The following is a 21,821-nucleotide window of genomic DNA, read 5'->3' on the forward strand; positions in this document are numbered from 1 at the left end:
GACTAGCGCTTGGCGGCAACAGGATTGGTGAGGGTTCCGATGCCCTCGACGGTCACGGACACGTTCTGTCCGGACTGCAGCGGGCCGATGCCCTCGGGGGTGCCGGTGAGGATCACATCACCGGGCAGCAGCGTCATCACGGTGGTCACCCACTCGATGAGCTTCGGAATATCGTGCAGCAGAAGCGAAGTGCGGCTGCGTTGGCGGACTTCGCCGTCGACTTCGGTGACGATCTCCAGATCCGAAGGGTCCAGCGAGGTTTCGATCCACGGGCCGAGCGGACAGAAGGTGTCGTAGCCCTTGGCCCGGGTCCACTGGCCGTCTTGCTTCTGCTGATCGCGCGCGGTCACATCATTGGCGACGGTATAGCCGAGCACCACATCGAGCGCGCGGGCGGCGGGCACGTCCTTGCACGGACGGCCGATGACGATCGCCAGCTCACCCTCGTGGTCGACCCGGGAAGAGCTGGGCGGCAAAATGATCGGCGCATTCGGGCCGACGATCGAGGTGCTCGGCTTCATGAAGATCACCGGATCGGCGGGTGCTTCGCCGCCCATTTCGGCCGCGTGTGCGGCGTAGTTCTTGCCGATACAGACCACCTTGCTGGCCAGAATCGGCGCGAGCAGGCGCACATCGGCCACCGGCCAGCTCCGCCCGGTGAATGTCGGAGTACCGAACGGATGTTCCGCGATCTCTTTGGCGACGCTCTCGCTCCCCTCCCCTTCGATGCTGACGAAAGCGACTCCATCGGGACTTGCGATTCGACCTAGACGCATGCACCGCAGTCTATCGACCGCCCTCGACCTGCTCGAACGCGCCCGACCGAGCGGTCCGATACCGCGCACCGCGTCATGCGCCCGCCGGATCGGCGTGCTCGTAAACCGCTGGGGTGTGAGCAGTTCGACAGAACTGTCGCGAAATCAGGTTGCGCGCCGGGTGTACGGTAAGAGCCGATGTTCATAGAATGAGAACTCATTCCCAGATTTTGAGATTTCGAGGTGAGGCCGATGGCTACTCCCGTGACGCAGCTGCGCGAGGTCCGACGGTGGTCGATGCTCGGACTCGGCGTCTTCGCGCAGGCCGCCAGTGCCGTGTTCATCCACGGGGTCCCATTTCTGCTGCCAGCGCTGACCGCGGATGGCATGCCGCTGGCGACCGCAGGACTGCTGGTGGCCATGCCAACGGTCGGGTTGGTGTGCACGCTCATCGCGTGGGGTTACGTCGTCGACCGGATCGGTGAGCGCAAGGTGCTGGTCGGCGGGCCATTGCTGATGTTCGCCGCGGGTGTGGCGGCGGCCACCGCGTCGAATTACGTCGTGCTCGGCGCACTGCTGTTCTTCGGCGGCGTCGGCGCGGCGAGCACCAATGGCGCCAGCGGGCGAGTGATCGTCGGCTGGTTCCCGCCGCATCGACGCGGGCTGGCCATGGGAATCCGGCAGACCGCACAGCCTTTGGGTGTCGGCGTGGGCGCGCTGGCCATTCCGGCGGTGGCGGCCACGCACGGCGTCTCGGCGGCCATCCTGGTGCCCGCGGTGATGGCGGGCGCGGCCGCGCTGGGCTGCCTGGTCGGGATCGTCGATCCGCCACGCCCCGCGGGTGCGGCGGCGGACCGGGCCAACCCCTATCGCGGCGACTCCACGCTGTGGCGCATCCATGCGGTGTCGGTGCTGCTGTGCGTTCCACAAGGCACCGTATGGACTTTCGCATTGTTGTGGATGCATCGTGACGTCGGCTGGTCGCTGCCCGTCGCGGGCGCCCTGGTTACCTTCACCCAAATCCTCGGCGCCCTAGGGCGAATCGGCGCGGGCGCGTGGTCGGATCGCGTCGGCAGCCGACTGCGACCGCTGCGCACCGTCGCCATCGCCGCCGTAATCACCATGGCCGCCTTGGCTTTGGCCGCATGGACCCATGCCTGGTGGGCTGCGATCCCACTGTTGATCGCGGCATCGGTCATCACGGTGTCCGATAACGGCTTGGCCTTCACCGCGGTCGCCGAAATCGCCGGACCCTACTGGAGTGGACGCGGACTCGGCATCCAGAACACCGGCCAGAATCTCGCAATAGCCGCCATCCCACCAGCTTTCGGCGCCCTGATCACGGCCAGCGGCTTCCCCGCCGCCTACCTGCTGGCCGCCGTGTTGGCCATGGTCGCGGTCCCGCTGGTTCCCACCGACCGACGATCTGAATAACGGCCCCTTACGAATTCGCGCCCGTCCCGGTTCGCCGGGCGGCGCGATGCATGTGCGCCAACCACATACGGCCGTCGACCGAGCAGATCCCGCCGAGATGAGCCTCGCTGTTTCCGGCGTGCCGGGCCAGGTTGGCAAACCGATCGGGTGGCGATGTAAATCCGACCTTGACAAGGTAATGGCGTCAAGTCAGGCTTTACATATGTCCGATGAACAGCAAGGCGTAGGCCCGCAGGACGAGCGGGCGATGCTCGGAAAGTTGTTGTCCGCCAATGCGGAACTGGTCGTGGGTGCGCTGCGCCCGGAAGAGGGACGGCCCAGCGCGCCGGTATTGCCCGCGCTCACCGCGACCCGAAACCTCAGCCGCCTAGTCGACGACATCCTGCACACCCTGGCCCGGCAGGCCCGCGAACAAGGCCACACCTGGGCCGAGATCGGCGACCTCCTCGGCACCTCACGCCAAGCCGCATTCCAACGCTTCAGTGGCCCGATGCCCCCAATGGGCCCATTCCCCCAACCCCCGACCCCACCCACACCACCGAATCCGCCCACACTGCCCGGATTCCCAACCCCGCCAGGCATTCCCATGCCCCCAACCCCACCCGGTCCCCCGGCACCACCCGGATTCGCAACCCCGCCAATGCGACCCCGCTGGCCGATGACACAACCGGCTCCATCGCAGTGGCAGGCTCCCAGCTCGGCGAATCAAATTGGTACACAGGGTGTTCCGCAGGCTGATGAGGCGCCCGGTGCGCCCGACGACGCCATTGGGCGGCCGTGATGACCGAGCAATTCCCGCCCACCGTTGAACAACTCGAAGAACTGCGCAGGCGCGGATCGGCAATCGTCGAATCGGTCAGTGCGGCGGCCACTGCCGTCGAATGGCAGCATCGAGCCATCGCCGGTGAGGTGTTCGATGCCATCGGACCGATCGCCGAACCTGCGGCGCGGGTCCACGATGTCATCGCCGATGCCGTCTACGAGTCGATACGCGGCATGGCCGCGGCGGTCGGCGACGCATTGGGCCGCGAGTAGTTCGGATCTGCGCCGAGGCGTCAACGGTCAGCGTGCGGAAAGCAATGCGCCGCAGCGTTATCCGCTTTTTTCGAACAGATCAGATCTCGAGGAGATCACCCGGGTCGAACATCACCCGGAAGGTCTTATCGGCTTCGACGTCGGCGACAAATGCCGCACCCGAGGCGACTACCGGTGCCGCGCGGTAGGTCGAGCCATCGAGCACCAGTTGGTGGACACGAATCTGGGCAGCATGGCTACCTCGACAACTGCGGCGGCCCCGCGCTCGAAATCGAGCGCGGGGGCCGAGTACAAATCAGACTGCCGCAGCGATCCGATCCCCGACCTCGACGGTCGAGGCCGCGCCGCTGCGCGAGGTGAGATCCTTGGCTACCGCGGCTTCGATCCGAGCGGCCGCCTCGGTGTTGCCGAGGTGGTTGAGCAGCAATGACACCGACAGAATCGCGGCGGTCGGATCGGCCTTGGACTGACCCGCGATATCGGGCGCACTGCCGTGGACCGGCTCGAACATGCTCGGGTTGGTTCCGGAGGCATCGATATTGCCGCTGGCCGCCAGGCCGATACCGCCGCTGACCGCCGCCGCGAGGTCGGTGATGATGTCGCCGAAGAGGTTGTCGGTGACGATCACGTCGAAGCGGCCCGGATCGGTGACCATGTGGATGGTGGCGGCGTCGATGTGCTGGTAGGCGGTCTGCACCTGCGGGAATTCGGCCGCGACCTCGTTCACCGTGCGCTGCCACAGCGATCCGGCGAAGGTCAGCACGTTGTTCTTGTGCACCAGGGTCAGGTGTTTGCGGCGAGCCTGCGCCTTGGCGAAGGCGTAGCGCACCACGCGCTCGATGCCGAAGCGGGTGTTGGTGCTGACCTCGGTGGCGACCTCATGCGGGGTCTCCACTCGGATGGCGCCGCCGGTGCCGGTGTAGGGCCCCTCGGTGCCCTCGCGCACGACCACGAAGTCGATATCCGGATTGCCGACCAGCGGACTCGTCACGCCCGGATACAGCTTCGACGGGCGCAGGTTCACGTGGTGATCCAGCGCGAAGCGGGTGCGCAGCAGCAGTCCACGCTCGAGCACACCGCTCGGCACCGACGGATCGCCGATCGCGCCGAGCAGGATCGCATCGTGCTGCTTCAGCTCGGGCAGCACCGAATCCGGCAGGATCTCCCCGGTCGCGTGGTAGCGCCGCGCGCCCAGGTCGTATTCGGTCTTCTCGACCCCCGGCTGCACCACGTCGAGCACCTTGAGCGCCTCCGCGATGACCTCGGGCCCGATCCCATCACCAGCGATAACAGCAAGCTTCATAACAACAATGCTCCGTTCAGTATTGCCGAGGGCCACCGTACTTCGTCCCGCACAGCCCACCGCTGCCGGGCATCGCGGCGCACGTCTTCCCATGCCACGCACTGTTTGCCCGGCAACCACGTGTGCGGCGTGACAGGTCGTGCGCGGCACATGTGACGGCGCCGCGCACGGGTCGATGTGCGCGGCGCCGGGGTGGTCAGAAGAGGTCGACCAGGACGATCTTGGAGGCGCCGACGGATTCGGCGATCGCGGCCTGGACGTCGGCGGGGACTTCGCGGGCCACCCGCAGAACCACGGTCGCGCCCTCCTTGTCGACATCCTGGCTCAGCTGTGCGGCGAGGATGTCGATCTCGGCCTCACCGAGCTTGGTGCCGATCTTGCCCAGCGCGCCCGGCTTGTCCTCGTAGTTCAGCACGGCCAGGTTCAGGCCCTCGGCGCGCATGTCGTAGTTGCGGCCGTTGATGTTGACGATCTTCTGCACCTGCTGCGGTTCGGTGAGCGTGCCGGCCACATTCAGGGTGCTGCCGTCGCCGAAGACCGCGCGCAGGTCGACGACGCTGCGGTGGCTCGGGCTCTCCGAAACCTTGGTGACCTCGGCGGCGATGCCGCGGTCCTTGGCCAGCGCGGGGGCGTTGACGAAGGTGACCTGATCCTCGACCAGCGCGGAGAAGATGCCGCGCAGCGCCGAAAGCTCCAGCACCGCAACATCTTGCGCGGCCAGCTCGCCGCGCACCTGCACCTCGACACTGACCGGCAGCTCGTTGGACACCGCACCGAGCAGGTGCCCCTGCTTGCGCACGATCTCCAGCCACGGCGCGACCTCGTCGCTGACGGTGCCTCCGGTGACATTCACCGCGCCCGGCACGAATTCACCGGCCAGGGCCAGCAATACGGACTTGGCGACATCGGTGCCCGCGCGGTCCTGCGCCTCGGCGGTGGACGCACCCAGGTGCGGGGTCACCACGACCTGCGGCAGGTCGAACAGCGGGCTGTCGGTGCACGGCTCGGTATCGAATACGTCCAGACCGGCGGCGCGCACGTGACCCGACTTGATGGCGTCGGCGAGCGCCTGCTCGTCGACCAGCCCACCGCGTGCGGCGTTGACGATGATGACGCCCGGCTTGGTCTTGGCGATGGCTTCCTTGCCGATGATGCCCTTGGTCTCCGGGGTCTTCGGCAGGTGCACCGAGATCAGGTCGGCGCGCTCGAGCAGTTCGTCCAGGCTCAGCAGTTCGATGCCGAGCTGGGCGGCGCGAGCCGGGGAGACGTAGGGGTCGTACGCGATCACCTTGGTCTCGAAGGCGGCCAGGCGCGCGGCGAACAGCTGGCCGATGCGGCCGAGGCCGACAACGCCGACGGTCTTGTCGAAGATCTCGACACCGTTGAACTTGCTGCGCGCCCAAGTGCGCTCGCGCAGGGTGGCGTCGGCGGCCGGGATCTGGCGGGCGGCGGCCAGCAGCAGCGTGACCGCGTGCTCGGCGGCGGTGTGGATATTCGAGGTGGGCGCGTTGACGACCATGACACCGCGCTCGGTGGCCGCGGGCACATCGACATTGTCGAGGCCGACGCCGGCGCGGGCGACGATCTTCAGGTTCTTTCCGGCCTCGAGCACCTCGGCGTCGACGGTGGTGGCCGAGCGGACGAGTAGCGCATCCGCCTCGGGCACCGCGGCGAGCAGCGCCGGGCGGTCGGGTCCGTCGACCCAGCGAACCTCGACACCGTCACCAAGCGCGTCGACGGTCGACTGGGCGAGCTTGTCGGCGATCAGAACAACAGGACGGCCTGCTTGGCTCACTGTGGGTTACTCCTGGGAGGAAGGGGTCGGCATTTACCGCCGACCAGCTTAGTGGGCGTGAAATCGCAGCGCCCGACCCCCTGGCAGGCAGCCGCCGTCAGTGCCGTCGCGGGGTCCGGCAAGGGGGAAGGCCCCGCACCGTCGGGTGCGGGGCCTTCCCTCATCGCGCCTCGAATCGAGTGGCGCGGATAAGGTCGAATTCAGTCGACCGGTACAGCGCTATCAGCCGCCGAACGAACCCGTCCACAGGGTGTTGAGAATACCGTGCAGAGCAGCGCTACCGGTGGAAAGCAGGCCGTTCAGGGCAGCGGAACCGGTGTCGATGATAACGGGGATCATGAAATTCCTCTTCGTCGAAAACAAATCCAGTCGAACTGGCTGACACATGGCACATCGGGGCTCGAACAAATCCGGTTACGGATTTTCGCTGGATAGTGACGCAGACTACATTTGCCGTTCCAATGTGATCTGGACAACCGTCCAGCATGCGCCTGATCAGCACTGACCCGCGCATTTGCAGGTCAGGCATACTTTTTCGAGTCGTAATTAGCTCCGCAAAAGATGTTCTCTAAGAGATCTCTGAGAGAATGGTTTGAAACTGTCCGAGACCGATCCGATATAGGACCGACAACCTGGCGCAACCCGGGCAATCTTCGGACATATCCGACGGTTCCGCCGCCGAGTTGCATCGCAATAGGATTAGTCGGCGCGATATACCGGATACGGTCCCCAGAATTAGCGCGACAGCAAGCGCGGCGCTACTGAAATTGGACCGGAAGCAGACGGATGTGCGCGTTGTCGTTGATGAAGAAGTGGATCACCGGCGCGCTGGCCGACCCGGCGACGTGATTTCGCGGGTGTTCGACCATCCGGCGCTGCCTGCCGAGCCGGTCTGCGCGACGGTTCCGGTCGAGGTCACGTTGAACGCCATTCGGATGCGGCCGGTGTCGGGCACCGGAGTCGTCGACGTAGGGCTGTTCATGCACACCGCCACACCGAAGGCCGCCAACTCCCACCCATCACGGGCAGCCCGATCAGACCCGCCAGAAACCGCAACGCCCCTCGCCGCGCGCGACGCTCAGGTCCGGCACGCATTCGCCGACCGCGCGCGGTTATCGCGGCGAAAACGAGTGGTCCGCGGTCTCCGGGCCGAACTACCATCACCGACCATGTCCCTGCGCGCGATTCCGGCATCGATGGACCCGACGGTGGTCGGGTCCATCGATGCCGAGCTCGATCGGGTCGAGCGCGCGCATCGGGTGTCGGTGCGGCTCGCCATCGAAAGTGGCAGCCGAGCTTGGGGATTCCCCTCGCCCGACTCCGATTACGACTGCCGGTTCGTCTACGTCGCAGGTCTGCATACCTACGTGTCACCTTGGCGGACAAGGGATGTCATCGAAACCCCGCTGATCGGCCTGCTCGATGTGAACGGCTGGGACTTGGCCAAGGCCCTTCAGCTGCTGGTGAAGGGCAATGCCGTGCTGATCGAGTGGCTGATGTCGCCGATCGTGTACCGGGGCGACGACCGGTTCCGCGCCGAATTGCGCACGGTGGCCGAAGAAGTCGCCGACCGAAATCAGGTGGCCCGGCATTACCTACATCTGGGCAGCAGACAGTGGGCACTGTTCGACCATCACCGGTCACTGAAGAAGGTGTTCTACTCGCTGCGACCGGCCATGGCATTGCGCTGGCTGCGCGAACATCCCGACGCGGCGGTGGCGCCGATGCATCTGCCGACGCTGCTGGAGCAATGCGAGCTGCCCGCCGATCTGGTGACCGCGATCGCGGAGCTGACCGAGCGCAAGTCGCGCACCCGCGAAATGGGCAGCGGCACAGTGCCTGTGCCGATCGCCGAGTTCATCGCGGACGAATTCGACCGCGCGACAGATGCTTTCCCGAAGACCGCGGATCGGGATCTCGATCGGGCTCGCGAGATCACCGCCGCCTTCTTCCGCAAGGAAGTCCTGGCCATCGGAGATGAGCTGTAGCGCATCGGGACTCGGCCGCGCCGTCGGCTGGCGGTGCGGCCGGATCCGGTGCGCGAAAGGTCCGTATTACGTCTCTGCGACCGCGGCGGCGTAGGCCTGCGCCAGCCGTTCAGTGGCGGTCGGACCGTCCGGATCGGGGCGGGGGATCCCGAGGTGCGACTCGCGCAACTCGTCCATGAACTCGGCCCACAGCTGCGGCCCACCCTCCTCCAGCAGTTCCGCTCGCACGCGCAGGTGTTTGGTCGTCGGCCGATGCCGCAACCCCCATGCGCCGAGCTGCGCCATGATCGGCACCAACTGGATCGCGGGCTCGGTCAGTCGGTATTCGGCCTTCTGCCCGGGTCGGGTGTCCTCGCGGCTGAGCAGTCCGGCCGCGACCAGGCGCTTGAGCCGGTCGGACAGGATGTTGGAGGCGATGCCCTCCTCGGAGCGGGCCAGTAGCTCGCGGAAATGACGGCGGTTGCCGAACATCACGTCGCGCAGTACCAGCAGCGTCCACCGATCGCCGATGACCTCGATGGTCGCGTTGATCGGGCAGCCCGAACGTCCCTCGTCGCGCATCCGATGCTCCCTCTGCCGAGACTACTGCTTGCACTCTACAACCAGTTGCCCCTTGCGCCATCCGCAACCGATTGCAAATTGCAATCAGATCCGAAAAGGAGAACGGCCGGGCTAGTGAATAATCCCCCCGAAACACGAGAGAGGCCCGCACCCCCTGCCGGGTGCGAGCCTCCTAAGTCACGCTTGAATCAGATAGCGCGGACGTCCTGGGCCTGCGGACCCTTCTGGCCCTGGCCGATCTCGAACTCCACGCGCTGGCCCTCTTCGAGGGACCGGAAACCCGAGCCGGAAACGGCCGAGTAATGCACGAAGACGTCAGGGCCGCCTCCGTCTTGAGCGATAAAGCCGAAGCCCTTCTCGCTGTTGAACCACTTCACACTGCCTTGAGCCATGTTCTTTACTTCTTACTTCCTGTTGACGAGCCGAGCAGATCACTTCGATGAGCCCGGTCTCGCGATCAACAATGCCATCATCCGACGAATTCGGCCACATCCAACAGTGGTGACTGTGAGCAAGCCGACGTTGGCGCAGGGTCGTGGCCGCGGTCGCAAAGCCGGTTACGAAGCGCTGGCTACCCTGCCCCCATGCCGCCCCGGAGCATAGATCGGCCGGTCAGCGCACACTTCGAGCTATCGAAACGGCCGCGTGCGCGATGTCAGCAACCATCCGCGGCACACACTTCGGACCAACCCTAAGAAGTTGTAAAGAAAATACGCGATGCCGCGCATTCATGTGCACTAACTGGTTGGTTTTCAGTTTTGCTGGTGTGCCCGGCCGACCGCGGCGGCGACGCCGTCGAGGACGAGTTCGAGGCCGAAGGCGAAATTGGCGTCCGGATCCTCGGGCGGCGGCTCCCGGATATCGGCGGCGAATAGCCTTGCGGCATCCGGAAATCGTGTCGGATCGACGCGGTCGCGGCCGTAGTTCTGCCCGACCTGCGTTTGTTCGAGAGCGGCTGCGCGGGTGCCCGCTTCGAGTTGACCGGCCAATATGAATGCTTGCCGGACGGTGGCCGCTGACCACCGTGATGACGCCGACCTCGGCGGCCCAATCCAGATCGGCAGTACGTCGGCAGCGCAGGCCCGGCGTCCATCCAATCGATGGCGTTCGGACCGGCGAGGGGCAGCCGGGCCAGCCAGGGGCGTCGCTGGAAGATCGCTCGGTACGCCAGGGCGGGTGTCCTAGGTATCCGTGAATTCCGTGAGCGAGAGGACATTGCCGTCGGGGTCGGGAAACCAGGCGATCTTGTCGCCGCCCGGTGTGGTCCATACACCGTGGTCGTCCTGGTCCATACCGTCATAGCGGTGGAATTTCACGCCGCGCGCGGTCAGATCGGCGATGGTTCCAGCGATATCGGACACGACCCAGCCCAGGATCGTGAACGGCTGCGGGACAAGGTCGTTCACGTGCGTTATGCGAATGGTGGTGCCGCCACCGCGCGCGACGCACGCGAAGGGCGTCACCTCGACGATCTCGAGTTCGAGCACGTCGGCGTAGAACCGACGCGATCGGTCCAGATCCAATGACGGCGCGAAGGCGACGACCTCGGCATCGGCGAGAGCAGCCATGCCGGCAGGCTACTCCGGAAGACCCCGCTCCACCCCCTGTATGTAGCGCACCTGCCGCGCCTTCGACTCGTCGTAGGCCGCGCGGCCGGATAGATGCTCAGGCACGCCGACCTCCCACCAGGCGCCCGCCTCGGTCCACGCGGACGGCTGGGTGCGCACGACCACGACGGCCGGGCGGGACTCGCTGAGGGCCGCGGCTCTGGCGCGGGCGTATGCACCGCGGAATTCGGTCAGGTCGGCGGCGGTGTAGACCGCGCAGCCCAGCGCTCGGGCGTGGCTCGCGAAGTCGACCCGGGGTGGCTGGGCGTGATTGGTGCGGCAGTCGGCGTAGAAGTTGTTGAACGGGTCGCCGCCCTGTCCCTCCTGGAGCCGCGCGATCACCGCGTACCCGTCGTTATCGCATACGACCGCGACGAACCGGTGACCCGCGAAGGCCGCCGAGAACAGTTCGGAGTTCAGCATCAGATAGGAGCCGTCGCCGAGCATGGTGGTGACCAGGCCGTGGACGTGCGCCATGGCCGCGCCCCACGCACCCGCGAGTTCGTAACCCATGCAGGAGAATCCGTACTCGACATCCATCGTCGGGACGGTGCCGGTGGCGCGCCAACCGCCGATCAGTTCGCCGGGCATGCCGCCCGAGGCGGTCATGACGTAGTCGTCGGGCGCGCTCAATTCGTTGACGACGCCGACGATTTGGGCGTAGCTCGGGGTGCCCGGCGCCGGGGCGCGCAACTTGTCGATATGGGCGTCCCAGGTGGTGCGCAGACCTTCGGCGCGGGCCGACCACTCGGCGTCCACTCGCCAATTCCCCAGGCGCACCGCCAGTTCCCGCACCGTGGCGTCGGCGTCGCCGACGAGCGCGAGTGCGCCGTGCTTCACCGCGTCGAATCGGGCCGCGTTGATGGTGACCAGTCGGACGTCGGGGGCGAAGACGGTCCAGGACGCCGTGGTGAAGTCCTGTAGTCGAGTGCCGATGGCCAGCACCAGATCCGCCTGTGCGGCAGCGGTATTGGCCGATGTCGAGCCGGTCACGCCGAGTGGTCCGGTGAACAAGGGGTGGTCATGCGGTACGAGGGTCCGGCCCGCCGTCGTCTCCGTCATCGGAATACCGTGGCGCTCGGCGAATTCGAGTATGAGTCGGCCCGCACCCGAGTAGCGCACGCCGCCGCCGAGGATCAGCAGCGGACGTCGCGCCGATCGCAGCGCGTCGGCGGCTTCGGTCACTGCGCGAAGGTCGGGGCGAGAACGCGTTATTCGATGTACGACCGGCTCGAACAGGGCCTCGGGGAAGTCGTAGATCTCGGCTTGAACGTCCTGCGGCAGTGCGAGGGTGACCGGGCCCGCATCGGCAGCGTCGGTCAACACGCGGGCCACCTGGGGCAGGGTGGCCATCAACTGCTCGGGGCGCGTGATGCGGTCGAAGTATCGGCTCACCGCACGGAACGCGTCGTTGACGGTGAGGGTGGGGTCGCCGAAGTGCTCCACCTGTTGCAGAACCGGATCCGGTGCTCGACTGGTGAACGTGTCGCCCGGAAGTAGTAGCAGTGGCAGGCGATTCGCGTGGGCGACGCCCGCCGCCGTCACCATATTGAGAGCGCCGGGGCCGATCGAGGAGGTCGCGATGCCGACCTGACGGCGGTGGGTGGCTTTGGCCAGCCCGATCGCCGCCAGCGCCATCCCCTGTTCGGTATGTCCACGCCAGACCGGAATCTCGTCGCGCCGCTCCTGCAATGCGGTGCCGAGGCCGAGCACATTGCCGTGTCCGAAGATCGCGAAAACGGCGGGGAACAGGGGGACTTCACGACCGTCGAGGGTCTCCGAATGCTGGGCGACCAACCAGCCGACCAGTGCCTGCGCCATTGTCAATTCCATTCGAACCGTCCTTGGAGTCCGGCGGCGCCGACGCCGCTCTGCTGTGGATGCAGAGCGACGCCGACCTGTCCGATCGTCGCGACCTCGAGTCCGATCACGGGGTGACCACTCGCTGCAATTCGTGCTGTAGTGCGTCCAATTCGGCGCCACCGGCCATTTGCCTCGTCAGCTCCGGCAAGTCGATCTCCGATTTCTCGTAGGAGCCGAGCATCGCACCGCGTTTGAGCAACAGGAAGCGATCGCCGACCGGAAAGGCGTGGTGCGGGTTATGGGTGATCAGGATGACTCCGAGGCCTCGATCCCGTGCCTGTACAACGTATTTCAGCACGACACCGGCCTGCTTTACGCCGAGTGCGGCGGTGGGCTCATCCAGGATGAGCACCTTGGCTCCGTAGTGCACCGCCCTGGCGATCGCGATGCACTGGCGTTGACCGCCGGAGAGTGTGCCGACCGGCTGCTCCATATCCCGGATCTCGATACCCATATCCGCCAACGCTTCTCGCGCGATATCGCGGCCCTTGCGACGGTCGAGCAGTCGCAGCGCACCGAATCCGACCGTCGGCTCGGAGCCGAGCACGAAGTTGCGCCACACGCTCATCAACGGCACCACCGCGAGGTCCTGGTACACCGTTGCGATGCCATGGTCCAAAGCCGCTCGGGGCGAGGACAATCGGATCGTCTGCCCGTCGATCTTCAGCTCACCGCGGTCGTGCTGGTGCACACCGGCGAGGATCTTGATCAGCGTCGACTTGCCCGCGCCGTTGTCACCGAGGATGCAGGTGACCTGTCCCGCGTTCACCACAGTGGAGACGTCACGCAGCGCGACGACACCGCCGTAGCTCTTGCCTATATCGGTCGCTTCGATCAGTGGTGTTGTCATCGGCGTACCCTTTCGGCTCGCTTCTTGAAAATGTTGTTGACCAACACCGCCGCCAGCAGCAGCACACCGAGGAACAGCATGAACCAGTCGCTGTCCCAACCGGCGAAGACTATGCCCTGACGCGCCATGCCGAAGATCAGCGCACCGATCGCGGCGCCGATCGCCGAGCCGAACCCGCCGGTCAGCAGGCAGCCGCCGACCACAGCCGCGATGATGTAATGCAGTTCCAGCCCGACGCCCTGATTCGCCTGCACGCTGGAGAACCGCAGGATGCTGCACGAGCCGACGACCCACCCCGCGAAGGCCGTGGTCATGAACAGCAGGATCTTGGTCCGGTCGGCCGGGACGCCGACGGCCCGCGCGCTGGGCAGTGCACCGCCCACCGCGAAGATCCAGTTGCCGAATTTGGTGCGTACCAGCACAAGTGCGGCGACCGCGGTCAGCACGACCCACCACACGACCGATGCCTGCAGGTGGGTGTCGCCGATATCCAGTGTCGATGCGAAGACCCATCCGGCCGAGTTGTATCCGTCGGCGCCGCGAATGCCCGAGACCTGAACGGTTCCGGTGACCAGACGCGTCACGCCGAGATTGAGGCCCTGCAGCGCCAGGAAAGTGCCGAGGGTGACGATGAAACTCGGCAAGCCCGTGCGCATTACGAGCCACCCGTTGAACGCACCGACCGTCAGCGCGAACAGCAGCGAAACCAGCAGCGCCAGCCAGACATTCCAGCCCGCGTGCACTGCGAGCAATGCGGTCACCAGCGCGGTGGAGGCGGTCATGACACCGGCCGAGAGGTCGAATTCACCGCCGATCATCAACAGCGCGACCGCGACCGCCATGATGCCGAGCGTGGACGAGTCGTCCAGCCAGGTCGCGACGCCGAGCGGGCTGAGGAACCGGTCGGTAATGATCGAGAAGAATACGAAAACCAGTGCGGCGCCGAGCAATGCCCCGATCTCGGGGCGCACGACCAACCGCTGGAACAGCGAAGGACCCTCCGGCGGACTGCTCGGTGTGACCTCGGAAGCCTTTGTGGCAATAGTCATTTCATCCACTTCCCTCAGCGCATGCCCAGTGCCACGCGGGCGGCGACGGCTTCGACATTGTTCTTGTCGACGAAGGCAGGACCCGTCTGCACCGGCGCGCCACCACCGACCGAGTTCAGATTCGTCCGATACAGCTGCAGCAGCACCACCGGCAGATAGCCCTGCTCGTATTGCTGCTGATCCACCGCGAACAGCAGCTTGCCCGCCCGAATCGCCTCGACCACATCGGTATTCAGGTCGAAGGTCGCCACCGTCGCGGCCGACTGCGATTCCTTCACCCCGTCCACTGCCCGGGCCGCGACCTGTGAATTCAGCGTCAGCACCGCGTCGATGGACCTATCCGCCTCCAGTGCGCCCTTGATGCGGGACTGCGCGTCGGTGGGGTTGTTGATATCGACCTGCAGAGTGGTGCCATTGCCGAAGGCCTTGGTCGCGCCGTCGCAGCGCTGATTGGCGCCGATATTGCCCGCCTCGTGGATTACGCAGAGCAGCTTCTTGCGGCCCGCGTCGGCGAGGCGCTTACCCGCGGCCTGCCCGGCCAGCGTCTCGCTTTGTCCCACATGGCCGATGGCGCCGAATTTGGCGCTGTCGCTCTCGCCCGAGTTGATGGTCACCACCGGAATGCCCGCGGCGACGGCCTTTTCGATCGAAGGCCGCAGCGCCTCCGGATTCGCCATCGACACGACCAGACCGTCCACGCCCTGCGCGACCGCGTTATCGATGAGTTTGGCCTGTTGCCCTGGATCGCCGGAGGAGTTGTACTCGACGCGGACACCGAGATCCTTGCCCGCCGCCTCCGCGCCGTTCTTGACGACATTCCAGAAGGCGTCACCGGGGCTGCCGTGGGTCACCACCGCGACCGAGCCCAATTTGCCCTGGGCGACCGGGGATTGGGTCGGCGCCGGTGCTTCCGCGCCGGGTCCGCTACAAGCGGCGAGGATGGTCGCCGCGGCCAGCCACGGCACCAGACGACGCGATCGCCGCCACCATGCCGTGTGTGTTTCGAGAGACATCGTTGTCATCACTTCCCATCTAGATTCGGGCGGAGGCGAGAGCGGAAGCGATGCCCGCGAGGTGGCTCAGACTGCGGGCGGCATCCCGGCTCGGCAGCTCCGCCGAATCGTTCGGGCGCAATGCCGTGTCCTGTTCGATGACATACCAGCCGCGGTATCCGGCGGTGTGCACGCTGCGCACCAGGGTCTCGATGTCGACATCGCCCTCGCCGAGCGGGACGTAGATGCCCTGGCGGACCGCGTCGCTGTATTCCATTGCGCCGCTTCGTACTCGGTCGGCGATCGCGTTGCGCACATCCTTGAGGTGGATGTGTCCGATCCGGTGCGGGAAGCGCTCGGCGAGGCGTACCGGATCGGTGCCGCCGATGAGCAGATGTCCCGTATCCAGGCACAGGTCGAGATCGGAATCGGCCAGGAAGCGTTCTACTTCGGCCTCGCTCTCGACATAGGTGCCGACGTGTGGATGCAGGGTGGTGCGCAGTCCGTATTCGGCGGCGATATCCCTTATCGCGGCGGCTGTTTCGACGAGAATCCGCCACTCGGAGTCGGAAAGTGCTGGGCGCGTGTCGTATCCGTCGAGTCCGGTCGCGGCCGCGAGGACGATCACCTCGGCGCCGGTCGCGGCGAACAGCGCGGCGTTCTCCCTGGCGGCCTCGATCGCCTGCTGCGGGTCGCGGTGCAGCGCGAGCGCGAGGAATCCGCCGACCGAGCTGACGCCGAAACCGTCCAGCAGCGTGCGTAGTTCGACGGGATCCCGGGGTAGGTAGCCGGGTGGGCCCAATTCCATCGCGGTGATGCCGAGCGCGGCCATCTCGGCCAGGACGGTCCGCGCGTCGAGCACGTGACCCCAACCGGGGACTTCACAGACTCCCCAGGAGATCGGCGCGGCCGCGATGCGCAGCGGGTAGAGAGGTTCGGTCATCGGGACTCTCCGGCCTTCGATCGACATGTAGCGCTCCGGCTATTGGAGCGCTCCAACTATGTAACGTGGGTCATAGTGTGTCAAGTACTGCATCGTCGGCTTTATTATCGCCTCCTGCCTGCTAAAACATTGTCTTCCAGGGCAAATGAGGTGAGTTGGCGATGGGATAAATGTCGGATTAGAGCGCTCTATTGCCTACCGTGCGCCAACCTTGTAACGTCCGACACGGCACGAGCACGGCGAACGGAGAACGGAGGCGAGATGGCACGACCAACCATGGAAGACGTCGCCGCCCGCGCCGGTGTCTCGCGCGCGCTGGTCTCCCTGGTCATGCGCAATTCCCCCAAGGTCAGCGAACACCGCCGCCGCGCGGTGCTCCAGGCCGCGAAAGACCTCGGCTACCAGCCGCACATCATGGCGCGGTCGCTGGCCAGCCGGACCTCCAACATTGTCGGCGTCATGGTCTCCGACCTGCGTAATGCGTTCTTCGCCGATGTGGTGGAGGGTATGGACACGGCCGCGCAGGACGCGGGGCTCGAGTTGATCCTGAATACCGGTCGCCGCAGCGCCGCCCGCGAGCGCACCGCATTGGAAAGCCTGCTGTCCTTCCGTCCCGGCGGCATCATCCTGCTCAGCCCCGTGCTGCCCGTGGCGGCCATCCGTGATGCCTCTGACAAATGCCCGGTCGTGCTCGTCTCCCGCAGTTCCACGATCGCGGATATCGACACCGTCAACGACGACGGTGAGATCGGCGCGGCACTGGCGGTCGATCATCTGGTCTCGCTCGGCCACCGCCGCATCGTGCACCTCGACGGCGGCGGTGCGTTCACCTCGGCCGCGCGCCGTCGCGGGTATCGCGATGCGATGGAGCGAAATGGATTGGAGCCCATGATCATCGGGAGCGAGCACACCGACTCCGCGGGCATCACCGCTGTCCAGAAGTTGCTGAACCTGTTCTCCCGCGACAACTTTCCCACCGCGCTGGTGTGCGGCAACGACTTCAATGCCGTCGGTGCGATGTCGGCGCTGGAAGAGGCCGGACTCTCAGTGCCGCACGATGTTTCCGTCGTCGGGTACGACAACACCTCGCTCGCCGCATTGCGCCACGTCTCCCTGACCACCATCGACCAGCCCCGAATCCAGATGGGCCGCTTGGCAATCGAGGCGCTCATCGAACGCCTCCGCGACGGCCGCACCGAACCGGTGCGTCGCCGCCTGCAACCGTCGCTGGTCGTCCGCGCCACGACTGCCGCACCCCGTGACTGATCACAGTCATCCCTTATCGCCAAATTTCACCAGGAGGAGAGCCGATGACATCCGCACGCACCGTCACCGTGGGCCTGGCAGGCACCGGAAGAATCGGCACCTCCCACGCCGAGACGCTGAAACACCTGCCCGGTGTCGACACCGTCATCGTGGCCGACGCCGACACCGAGCGCGCCCGCGCCGCCGCGGGAAAGCTGGGCGTGGAAGCCGTCCCCGACATTGCCGCACTACTCGCCGCGCCCCTGGACGGCCTGGTCATCGCCACCGCCACCGACTCCCACCCCGAACTCATCACCCGAGCCGTCGACGCGGGCATCCCCGTCTTCTGCGAAAAGCCGGTCGCCGCCGACATCCAAGGCACCCTCGACGTCATCCGCCACATCGAAAACTCCACCATCCCGGTCCAAATCGGCTTCCAACGCCGCTTCGACGCGGGCTACCGCGCCGCCCGCGCCGCTATCGCCTCCGGTTCACTCGGCTGGCTACATACCGTGCGCGCCACCACTCTCGACCCCGCTCCCCCGCCCGCCGAATACATCCCCCGCTCCGGAGGTTTGTTCCGCGACTGCGGCGTCCACGATTTCGACATCATCCGCTGGGTGACCGGCCGCGAGGTAGTCGAGGTCTACGCCACCGGCGCCAACCGAGGCGAGAGTTTCTTCGCCGACGCGGGCGATGTCGATACCGCGTCCGTGTTGTTGCGCCTAGACGACGACACCCTCGCAACCGTGTCCCTCGGCCGCTACAACGGCGCAGGCTACGACGTCCGTCTAGAGGCCCTCGGCTCCCGCGGCAACGCCATCGTCGGCCTAGACGACCGGTCACCGTTGACTTCGGTCGAACCCGACTATGCCCCTTCCGCTTTCCCCGCCTACCCCGGATTCATGGAACGCTTCCGGCGCGCATATACCGAGGAACTCGCGGCGTTCCTCTCCGTGGTATCCGGTGAACTCGCCAACCCCTGCACACCCGCCGACGCACTCGAAGCGTTCTATATCGCTGAGGCATGCGAACTTTCGCGATCCGAAAATCGACCGGTCGGCGTGGCCGAAGTCCGCCGCTGACAAATCCGCGTCGCACTCGCCCCCAACTGGACCAACGATCACCGGGAATCCCTGGCGGCATCGCCCGAGCAGGACCGCCACCAGTTCCCGGTGGACTTGATCCGGCCGTCAGCTTGTTGTACCGCAAAAGATGTCGGACCCTGCTGCAACACTTCTTGTAGTCAGCGCGACCACTCACTCACTGACGTCTAGAAGCCGACATCCTCGGGGGATCTCATGCCATTCGCCGCACTCATCACCATCTCGATCCTCTGCGTCACGGCTGCAGTCACCGCCCTGACCGGATCCGTTGCCACCGACTCCCTCGCCACCAAAGCCACCCGAGCCGCCAAATCCTGCTTCATCGGCGACAACCTCCCCACCGACGCCTACTTCACCACCCGCTCCCGCTCCACCCGCCTCTCCCAAATCTCCACCCGCCTGATGACTTCCGCCATCCTCCTCCTACTGCTAGCAGTAGCCACCCTTACCCTGGCCGCCTGGCAGCACAAACACACCGGCCACTGAGCCCTCCCAGTCATGCAGTAGTAGGCCAGGTTTCGATCGAGTTCGTCGGTGACACCCATGGCCGATCACCGGGCGGCACAGTGCCACTTCTGCCCCCGAGATCCGATCACGCGCACTCGTAGAACTCGCCTGCGCCTCATCTCGGAAGAACGACGTAATCCTCTTTCATGGAACGCCTCGTCGGGCGTATGCCGAAGTCCCCGATTGAATCACCCGGTCCCCGTCGGACCCGATTGCGACACCCCTGGTGCGATCGGGGCGGCGGTCGGCGGCAGCCAAGCCTGATCGCCCGGCGGCAAGGCCCCACTGCGCACCCCCAAATCCGCACGCGCGCAGTCATAGAACTCATTGCGCCGACGCCCTGTCTCCTCCAGACGTCTGATGTACTCGACATGATCGACTTCCTGCCCCCTCGCGACCCAACTCATCTCTACCACCGCCTTGTGCCACCGCCGCCCCGCCTCGACAGCCTGCGGAGAGCCGAGTAGCAACACCGCCTCCCATTTGACGGTTCGATCGGCCTCAGCCTCCGCCATCTCACGAAGTCCCGCTTCGACATCGATCGGATGGATGATCGTGGGGTAGCCATGGGAAGCCGCGACCCGGGACACCAAATTCGAATATCTCTTCACCGCTGTCAACTCCGGTTGAATCGTGACCCGGTCGTTCCGGTTGAATCCGGACCCACCCCTGCTGGTTTGGTTAGTCGTTGGTCTTGGCCGCTGGGACGCGGCCGAGGTCTCGGTCTTTGAGTCGGTAGCTGTCTCCCTTCATTGAGATGACTTCGGCGTGGTGGACGAGGCGGTCGATCATTGCGGCGGCGACGACGTCGTCGCCGAAGACCTCGCCCCAGCGGCCGAAGGGTTTGTTGCTGGTGACGATCAGCGAAGCTCGTTCGTAACGGGACGAGACGAGCTGGAAGAACAGGTTCGCGGCCTCGGATTCGAACGGGATATAGCCCACTTCGTCAACGATGATCAGCGGAATCCGGCCGAGCTTGATCAGCTCTGCCTGCAGTTTTCCGGCGTGATGAGACTCGGCCAGCCGGGAGACCCACTCGGCAGCGGTGGCGAACGCGACGCGGTGACCTGCTTGGCAGGCGCGGATCCCGAGCCCGATCGACAGATGCGTTTTGCCGGTGCCAGGTGGACCGAGGAAGACGACATTCTCCTTGGCGGTAATGAAATCCAAGGTCCCGAGGTGGGTGATGGTGTCGCGTTTGAGCGAACGCTGATGGTCGAAATCGAACTCCTCCAACGATTTTCGCGACGGAAATCGAGCACTGCGGATGCGTCCTTCACCGCCGTGGGATTCGCGGGCGGAAACTTCTCGTTGCAGGCAGGCGGCCAGGAACTCTTCGTGGCTCCAGTTTTCCGAGCGGGCGCGTTCGGCCAGTCGCTCAACCGCGCTGCCGAGTGTCGGTGCCTTGAGTGCTCTTGCGAGATAAGCGATTTCGGAGGTTACGTTGCGTGAACCATTGGCGGTCTTGGTGGCCATCAGGCGATTTCCTCGCTGCTGCTCGCCTCGTCGAGGTCGAACATGCGGTCATAGTCGGACAGGTTTCGATGCTCGACATCGGTGTCGATCGCGGGAACCGCGACCAGGCGCCGGGATCGGCGCAGATCTGCGGCTGCGGCCGCATGATCGGGATCGGTGATGGATTGGTGATCGGCCCAACACCGTTGATGGCGAGCAAGTTCGGCGCCGGCCAGGGTGATCACCACCTCGGTCAGGTCGGCGCGGACTTCCACTCGCCGGCCGATCGCGACCGGATGAACGGAGTAGTCGTTGGAGTCCAACCGGACGTAATGATCGCGAGGCAGCCTGGTCGTGAGCCTCCATCCGACCACCGGATCCACCGGCGGCAGCTCGAGCATCGAGCGCCGGTCGGCATCCCAGCGATCAACCGGGCGACACTCCAACCGCCGATGGTGACGGTGGTTGGCCTTGACCAACCATTCACCCAGCTGGGTGTTGAAATCAGCCGGGCTGGTGAACACACGGCCGGGCAGGAACGAGGTCTCCAGATATCCGTTCGCTCGCTCGACCAGCCCCTTGGCCTCCGGATCGCCTGGCCGGCACTGAATCACCTTGATGCCCAACGTTCCCCGGAACGCGTTCATCGTCTCGGTCAGCTGCGGTTTGCCGCCGCGCCATTGCCCGACCGCGGACTCGTTGTCCCAGACCAGAGCTCGCGGAACACGCCCCCAATCCGAGATCAACGCCCAATGCCCGGCCAGCAGATCAGGGCTTTGCCGGGTCGGGATCATCGTCGCCGCCATGACCCGCGAATAGCCGCTGACCATCACCAACACCGGCGGACGACCGACATGGCCGAACCCCAACGGAACATCGACCGGCGGAAACCACAAATCGCACTGAGCAAGCTCGCCGGGCTGATACTCAGTGCGCGAGGCCGGGTCCACCGGCTTGAACAACGGCCGCAGCTGCTGCACTCGCTCGAAGAACACCGTCTTGCCGCGTTGCCAGCCAACACGTTCCATGATCACCGTCGTCGGCATATCCGGGAACTCGGCGAGCACCGCCCGAATCTGCGGCTCGAACTCATCGACCGCCGACCCCTTCGGCTTGCGCTGATACCGCGGCGGCTCATGGGAACCGAGCGCCTTCTTCACCGTGTTCTTCGAAACCTTCATCCGACGAGCGATCGCGCGAATCGCCATCCCCTCAGCGCGATGCAACCGTCGGATCTCCGCCCAGTCCTCCACGTTCAGCACCTCATGATCGTTCACAGGGTGGGTCAGCATTCACCCGGAATCAGAGGGTCAGTCTTCAGGCGGAAGCGACA

At 65.6% G+C, this 21,821-nt stretch carries 23 protein-coding genes; 7 read left to right on the forward strand and 16 right to left on the reverse strand.

Annotation, left to right across the window (positions count from 1 at the left end; genetic code table 11):
- Nucleotides 1–2 precede the first annotated feature (2 nt).
- Nucleotides 3–776, reverse strand: a complete 774-nt coding sequence (locus ACHQ4I_RS20230; protein WP_420773338.1) for a fumarylacetoacetate hydrolase family protein — start codon at nt 774–776, stop codon at nt 3–5.
- 231 nt (nt 777–1,007) lie between these two features.
- Here ACHQ4I_RS20230 and ACHQ4I_RS20235 point away from each other — a divergent pair, with 231 nt between their 5' ends.
- The 3 genes from ACHQ4I_RS20235 to ACHQ4I_RS20245 all read left to right on the forward strand — a co-directional run bounded on the left by ACHQ4I_RS20235 (nt 1,008) and on the right by ACHQ4I_RS20245 (nt 3,224).
- The gene (locus tag ACHQ4I_RS20235; RefSeq protein WP_420773339.1) at nt 1,008–2,189 is read left to right on the forward strand and encodes an MFS transporter; all 1,182 of its coding nucleotides are present in this window, start codon (nt 1,008–1,010) and stop codon (nt 2,187–2,189) included.
- Nucleotides 2,190–2,391: 202 nt separating this feature from the next.
- On the forward strand, nt 2,392–2,970 hold the full coding sequence (locus ACHQ4I_RS20240; protein WP_420773340.1) for a hypothetical protein: 579 nt from the start codon (nt 2,392–2,394) through the stop codon (nt 2,968–2,970).
- Nucleotides 2,970–3,224: a hypothetical protein gene (locus ACHQ4I_RS20245; protein ID WP_420773341.1), complete on the forward strand. Its 255-nt coding sequence runs from the start codon at nt 2,970–2,972 to the stop codon at nt 3,222–3,224. The genes ACHQ4I_RS20240 and ACHQ4I_RS20245 overlap by 1 nt, the downstream gene beginning before the upstream one ends.
- 79 nt (nt 3,225–3,303) lie before the next feature.
- On the opposite strand, the gene ACHQ4I_RS20250 is transcribed toward ACHQ4I_RS20245, so the two are convergent.
- The 3 genes from ACHQ4I_RS20250 to serA all read right to left on the reverse strand — a co-directional run bounded on the left by ACHQ4I_RS20250 (nt 3,304) and on the right by serA (nt 6,322).
- Nucleotides 3,304–3,429, reverse strand: a complete 126-nt coding sequence (locus ACHQ4I_RS20250; protein WP_420773342.1) for a hypothetical protein — start codon at nt 3,427–3,429, stop codon at nt 3,304–3,306.
- Nucleotides 3,430–3,519: 90 nt separating this feature from the next.
- Nucleotides 3,520–4,527, reverse strand: a complete 1,008-nt coding sequence (locus tag ACHQ4I_RS20255) for a 3-isopropylmalate dehydrogenase (protein WP_420773343.1) — start codon at nt 4,525–4,527, stop codon at nt 3,520–3,522.
- Nucleotides 4,528–4,723: 196 nt separating this feature from the next.
- A complete protein-coding gene (serA, locus tag ACHQ4I_RS20260) occupies nt 4,724–6,322 on the reverse strand; it encodes a phosphoglycerate dehydrogenase (RefSeq protein WP_420773344.1) in 1,599 nt (532 codons plus the stop codon).
- Between the two features lie 788 nt (nt 6,323–7,110).
- Between serA and ACHQ4I_RS20265 the strand changes: the two genes are divergently transcribed.
- Entirely contained in the window at nt 7,111–8,310 is a 1,200-nt protein-coding gene (locus tag ACHQ4I_RS20265) for a nucleotidyltransferase domain-containing protein (RefSeq protein ID WP_420773345.1), read from the forward strand.
- A 66-nt stretch (nt 8,311–8,376) separates the two neighbouring features.
- Here the strand turns inward: ACHQ4I_RS20265 and ACHQ4I_RS20270 are convergent, their stop codons facing one another.
- From ACHQ4I_RS20270 to ACHQ4I_RS20310, 9 genes are all read right to left on the reverse strand, one after another.
- Nucleotides 8,377–8,871, reverse strand: coding sequence for a winged helix-turn-helix transcriptional regulator (locus ACHQ4I_RS20270; protein WP_420773346.1), 495 nt, complete (start codon nt 8,869–8,871; stop codon nt 8,377–8,379).
- Between the two features lie 188 nt (nt 8,872–9,059).
- A complete protein-coding gene (locus ACHQ4I_RS20275) occupies nt 9,060–9,263 on the reverse strand; it encodes a cold-shock protein (RefSeq protein ID WP_040693519.1) in 204 nt (67 codons plus the stop codon).
- A 360-nt stretch (nt 9,264–9,623) separates the two neighbouring features.
- The gene (locus ACHQ4I_RS20280; protein ID WP_420773347.1) at nt 9,624–9,860 is read right to left on the reverse strand and encodes a hypothetical protein; all 237 of its coding nucleotides are present in this window, start codon (nt 9,858–9,860) and stop codon (nt 9,624–9,626) included.
- A gap of 192 nt (nt 9,861–10,052) precedes the next feature.
- Nucleotides 10,053–10,439: a VOC family protein gene (locus ACHQ4I_RS20285; protein ID WP_420773348.1), complete on the reverse strand. Its 387-nt coding sequence runs from the start codon at nt 10,437–10,439 to the stop codon at nt 10,053–10,055.
- A gap of 9 nt (nt 10,440–10,448) precedes the next feature.
- Nucleotides 10,449–12,311, reverse strand: a complete 1,863-nt coding sequence (gene iolD / locus ACHQ4I_RS20290; protein WP_420773349.1) for a 3D-(3,5/4)-trihydroxycyclohexane-1,2-dione acylhydrolase (decyclizing) — start codon at nt 12,309–12,311, stop codon at nt 10,449–10,451.
- A 94-nt stretch (nt 12,312–12,405) separates the two neighbouring features.
- On the reverse strand, nt 12,406–13,191 hold the full coding sequence (locus tag ACHQ4I_RS20295) for an ATP-binding cassette domain-containing protein (protein ID WP_420773350.1): 786 nt from the start codon (nt 13,189–13,191) through the stop codon (nt 12,406–12,408).
- Complete coding sequence (locus ACHQ4I_RS20300; protein WP_420773351.1) at nt 13,188–14,240, reverse strand: ABC transporter permease; 1,053 nt, start codon at nt 14,238–14,240, stop codon at nt 13,188–13,190. The genes ACHQ4I_RS20295 and ACHQ4I_RS20300 overlap by 4 nt, the downstream gene beginning before the upstream one ends.
- A gap of 14 nt (nt 14,241–14,254) precedes the next feature.
- A complete protein-coding gene (locus tag ACHQ4I_RS20305) occupies nt 14,255–15,253 on the reverse strand; it encodes a substrate-binding domain-containing protein (protein WP_420773352.1) in 999 nt (332 codons plus the stop codon).
- Nucleotides 15,254–15,272: 19 nt separating this feature from the next.
- Nucleotides 15,273–16,175 (reverse strand): TIM barrel protein, encoded by a 903-nt coding sequence (locus ACHQ4I_RS20310; RefSeq protein ID WP_420773353.1) that lies wholly within the window; start codon nt 16,173–16,175, stop codon nt 15,273–15,275.
- Between the two features lie 261 nt (nt 16,176–16,436).
- On the opposite strand from ACHQ4I_RS20310, the gene ACHQ4I_RS20315 reads away from it, so the two are divergent.
- The 3 genes from ACHQ4I_RS20315 to ACHQ4I_RS20325 all read left to right on the forward strand — a co-directional run bounded on the left by ACHQ4I_RS20315 (nt 16,437) and on the right by ACHQ4I_RS20325 (nt 19,012).
- Entirely contained in the window at nt 16,437–17,441 is a 1,005-nt protein-coding gene (locus ACHQ4I_RS20315) for a LacI family DNA-binding transcriptional regulator (RefSeq protein ID WP_420773354.1), read from the forward strand.
- 44 nt (nt 17,442–17,485) lie between these two features.
- Nucleotides 17,486–18,505: a Gfo/Idh/MocA family protein gene (locus tag ACHQ4I_RS20320; protein WP_420773355.1), complete on the forward strand. Its 1,020-nt coding sequence runs from the start codon at nt 17,486–17,488 to the stop codon at nt 18,503–18,505.
- A gap of 216 nt (nt 18,506–18,721) precedes the next feature.
- On the forward strand, nt 18,722–19,012 hold the full coding sequence (locus tag ACHQ4I_RS20325) for a hypothetical protein (protein WP_420773356.1): 291 nt from the start codon (nt 18,722–18,724) through the stop codon (nt 19,010–19,012).
- Between the two features lie 209 nt (nt 19,013–19,221).
- On the opposite strand, the gene ACHQ4I_RS20330 is transcribed toward ACHQ4I_RS20325, so the two are convergent.
- From ACHQ4I_RS20330 to istA, 3 genes are all read right to left on the reverse strand, one after another.
- Nucleotides 19,222–19,644 carry a hypothetical protein gene (locus tag ACHQ4I_RS20330; RefSeq protein ID WP_420773357.1) on the reverse strand — a complete coding sequence of 141 codons (423 nt, stop codon included), beginning with the start codon at nt 19,642–19,644 and terminating at the stop codon, nt 19,222–19,224.
- Nucleotides 19,645–19,714: 70 nt separating this feature from the next.
- Nucleotides 19,715–20,509 carry an IS21-like element helper ATPase IstB gene (gene istB, locus ACHQ4I_RS20335; protein WP_420771240.1) on the reverse strand — a complete coding sequence of 265 codons (795 nt, stop codon included), beginning with the start codon at nt 20,507–20,509 and terminating at the stop codon, nt 19,715–19,717.
- Nucleotides 20,509–21,750, reverse strand: coding sequence for an IS21 family transposase (istA, locus tag ACHQ4I_RS20340; protein ID WP_420771243.1), 1,242 nt, complete (start codon nt 21,748–21,750; stop codon nt 20,509–20,511). Before istA ends, istB begins: the two co-directional genes overlap by 1 nt.
- Nucleotides 21,751–21,821: the final 71 nt, after the last annotated feature.

Origin of the sequence: Nocardia nepalensis (assembly GCF_048910785.1) — a bacterium.
Classification (GTDB): Bacteria; Actinomycetota; Actinomycetes; order Mycobacteriales; family Mycobacteriaceae; genus Nocardia; species Nocardia nepalensis.

What these genes read in the sequence shown, in the direction of transcription:
- ACHQ4I_RS20230 (WP_420773338.1), bottom strand. Translation starts at nt 776, where the DNA reads ATGCGTCTAGGTCGAATCGCAAGTCCCGATGGAGTCGCTTTCGTCAGC.
- ACHQ4I_RS20235 (WP_420773339.1), top strand. Translation starts at nt 1,008, where the DNA reads ATGGCTACTCCCGTGACGCAGCTGCGCGAGGTCCGACGGTGGTCGATG.
- ACHQ4I_RS20240 (WP_420773340.1), top strand. Translation starts at nt 2,392, where the DNA reads ATGTCCGATGAACAGCAAGGCGTAGGCCCGCAGGACGAGCGGGCGATG.
- ACHQ4I_RS20245 (WP_420773341.1), top strand. Translation starts at nt 2,970, where the DNA reads ATGACCGAGCAATTCCCGCCCACCGTTGAACAACTCGAAGAACTGCGC.
- ACHQ4I_RS20255 (WP_420773343.1), bottom strand. Translation starts at nt 4,527, where the DNA reads ATGAAGCTTGCTGTTATCGCTGGTGATGGGATCGGGCCCGAGGTCATC.
- ACHQ4I_RS20270 (WP_420773346.1), bottom strand. Translation starts at nt 8,871, where the DNA reads ATGCGCGACGAGGGACGTTCGGGCTGCCCGATCAACGCGACCATCGAG.
- ACHQ4I_RS20275 (WP_040693519.1), bottom strand. Translation starts at nt 9,263, where the DNA reads ATGGCTCAAGGCAGTGTGAAGTGGTTCAACAGCGAGAAGGGCTTCGGC.
- ACHQ4I_RS20285 (WP_420773348.1), bottom strand. Translation starts at nt 10,439, where the DNA reads ATGGCTGCTCTCGCCGATGCCGAGGTCGTCGCCTTCGCGCCGTCATTG.
- iolD (WP_420773349.1), bottom strand. Translation starts at nt 12,311, where the DNA reads ATGGAATTGACAATGGCGCAGGCACTGGTCGGCTGGTTGGTCGCCCAG.
- ACHQ4I_RS20295 (WP_420773350.1), bottom strand. Translation starts at nt 13,191, where the DNA reads ATGACAACACCACTGATCGAAGCGACCGATATAGGCAAGAGCTACGGC.
- ACHQ4I_RS20300 (WP_420773351.1), bottom strand. Translation starts at nt 14,240, where the DNA reads ATGACTATTGCCACAAAGGCTTCCGAGGTCACACCGAGCAGTCCGCCG.
- ACHQ4I_RS20305 (WP_420773352.1), bottom strand. Translation starts at nt 15,253, where the DNA reads ATGTCTCTCGAAACACACACGGCATGGTGGCGGCGATCGCGTCGTCTG.
- ACHQ4I_RS20310 (WP_420773353.1), bottom strand. Translation starts at nt 16,175, where the DNA reads ATGACCGAACCTCTCTACCCGCTGCGCATCGCGGCCGCGCCGATCTCC.
- ACHQ4I_RS20315 (WP_420773354.1), top strand. Translation starts at nt 16,437, where the DNA reads ATGGCACGACCAACCATGGAAGACGTCGCCGCCCGCGCCGGTGTCTCG.
- ACHQ4I_RS20320 (WP_420773355.1), top strand. Translation starts at nt 17,486, where the DNA reads ATGACATCCGCACGCACCGTCACCGTGGGCCTGGCAGGCACCGGAAGA.
- ACHQ4I_RS20325 (WP_420773356.1), top strand. Translation starts at nt 18,722, where the DNA reads ATGCCATTCGCCGCACTCATCACCATCTCGATCCTCTGCGTCACGGCT.
- istB (WP_420771240.1), bottom strand. Translation starts at nt 20,509, where the DNA reads ATGGCCACCAAGACCGCCAATGGTTCACGCAACGTAACCTCCGAAATC.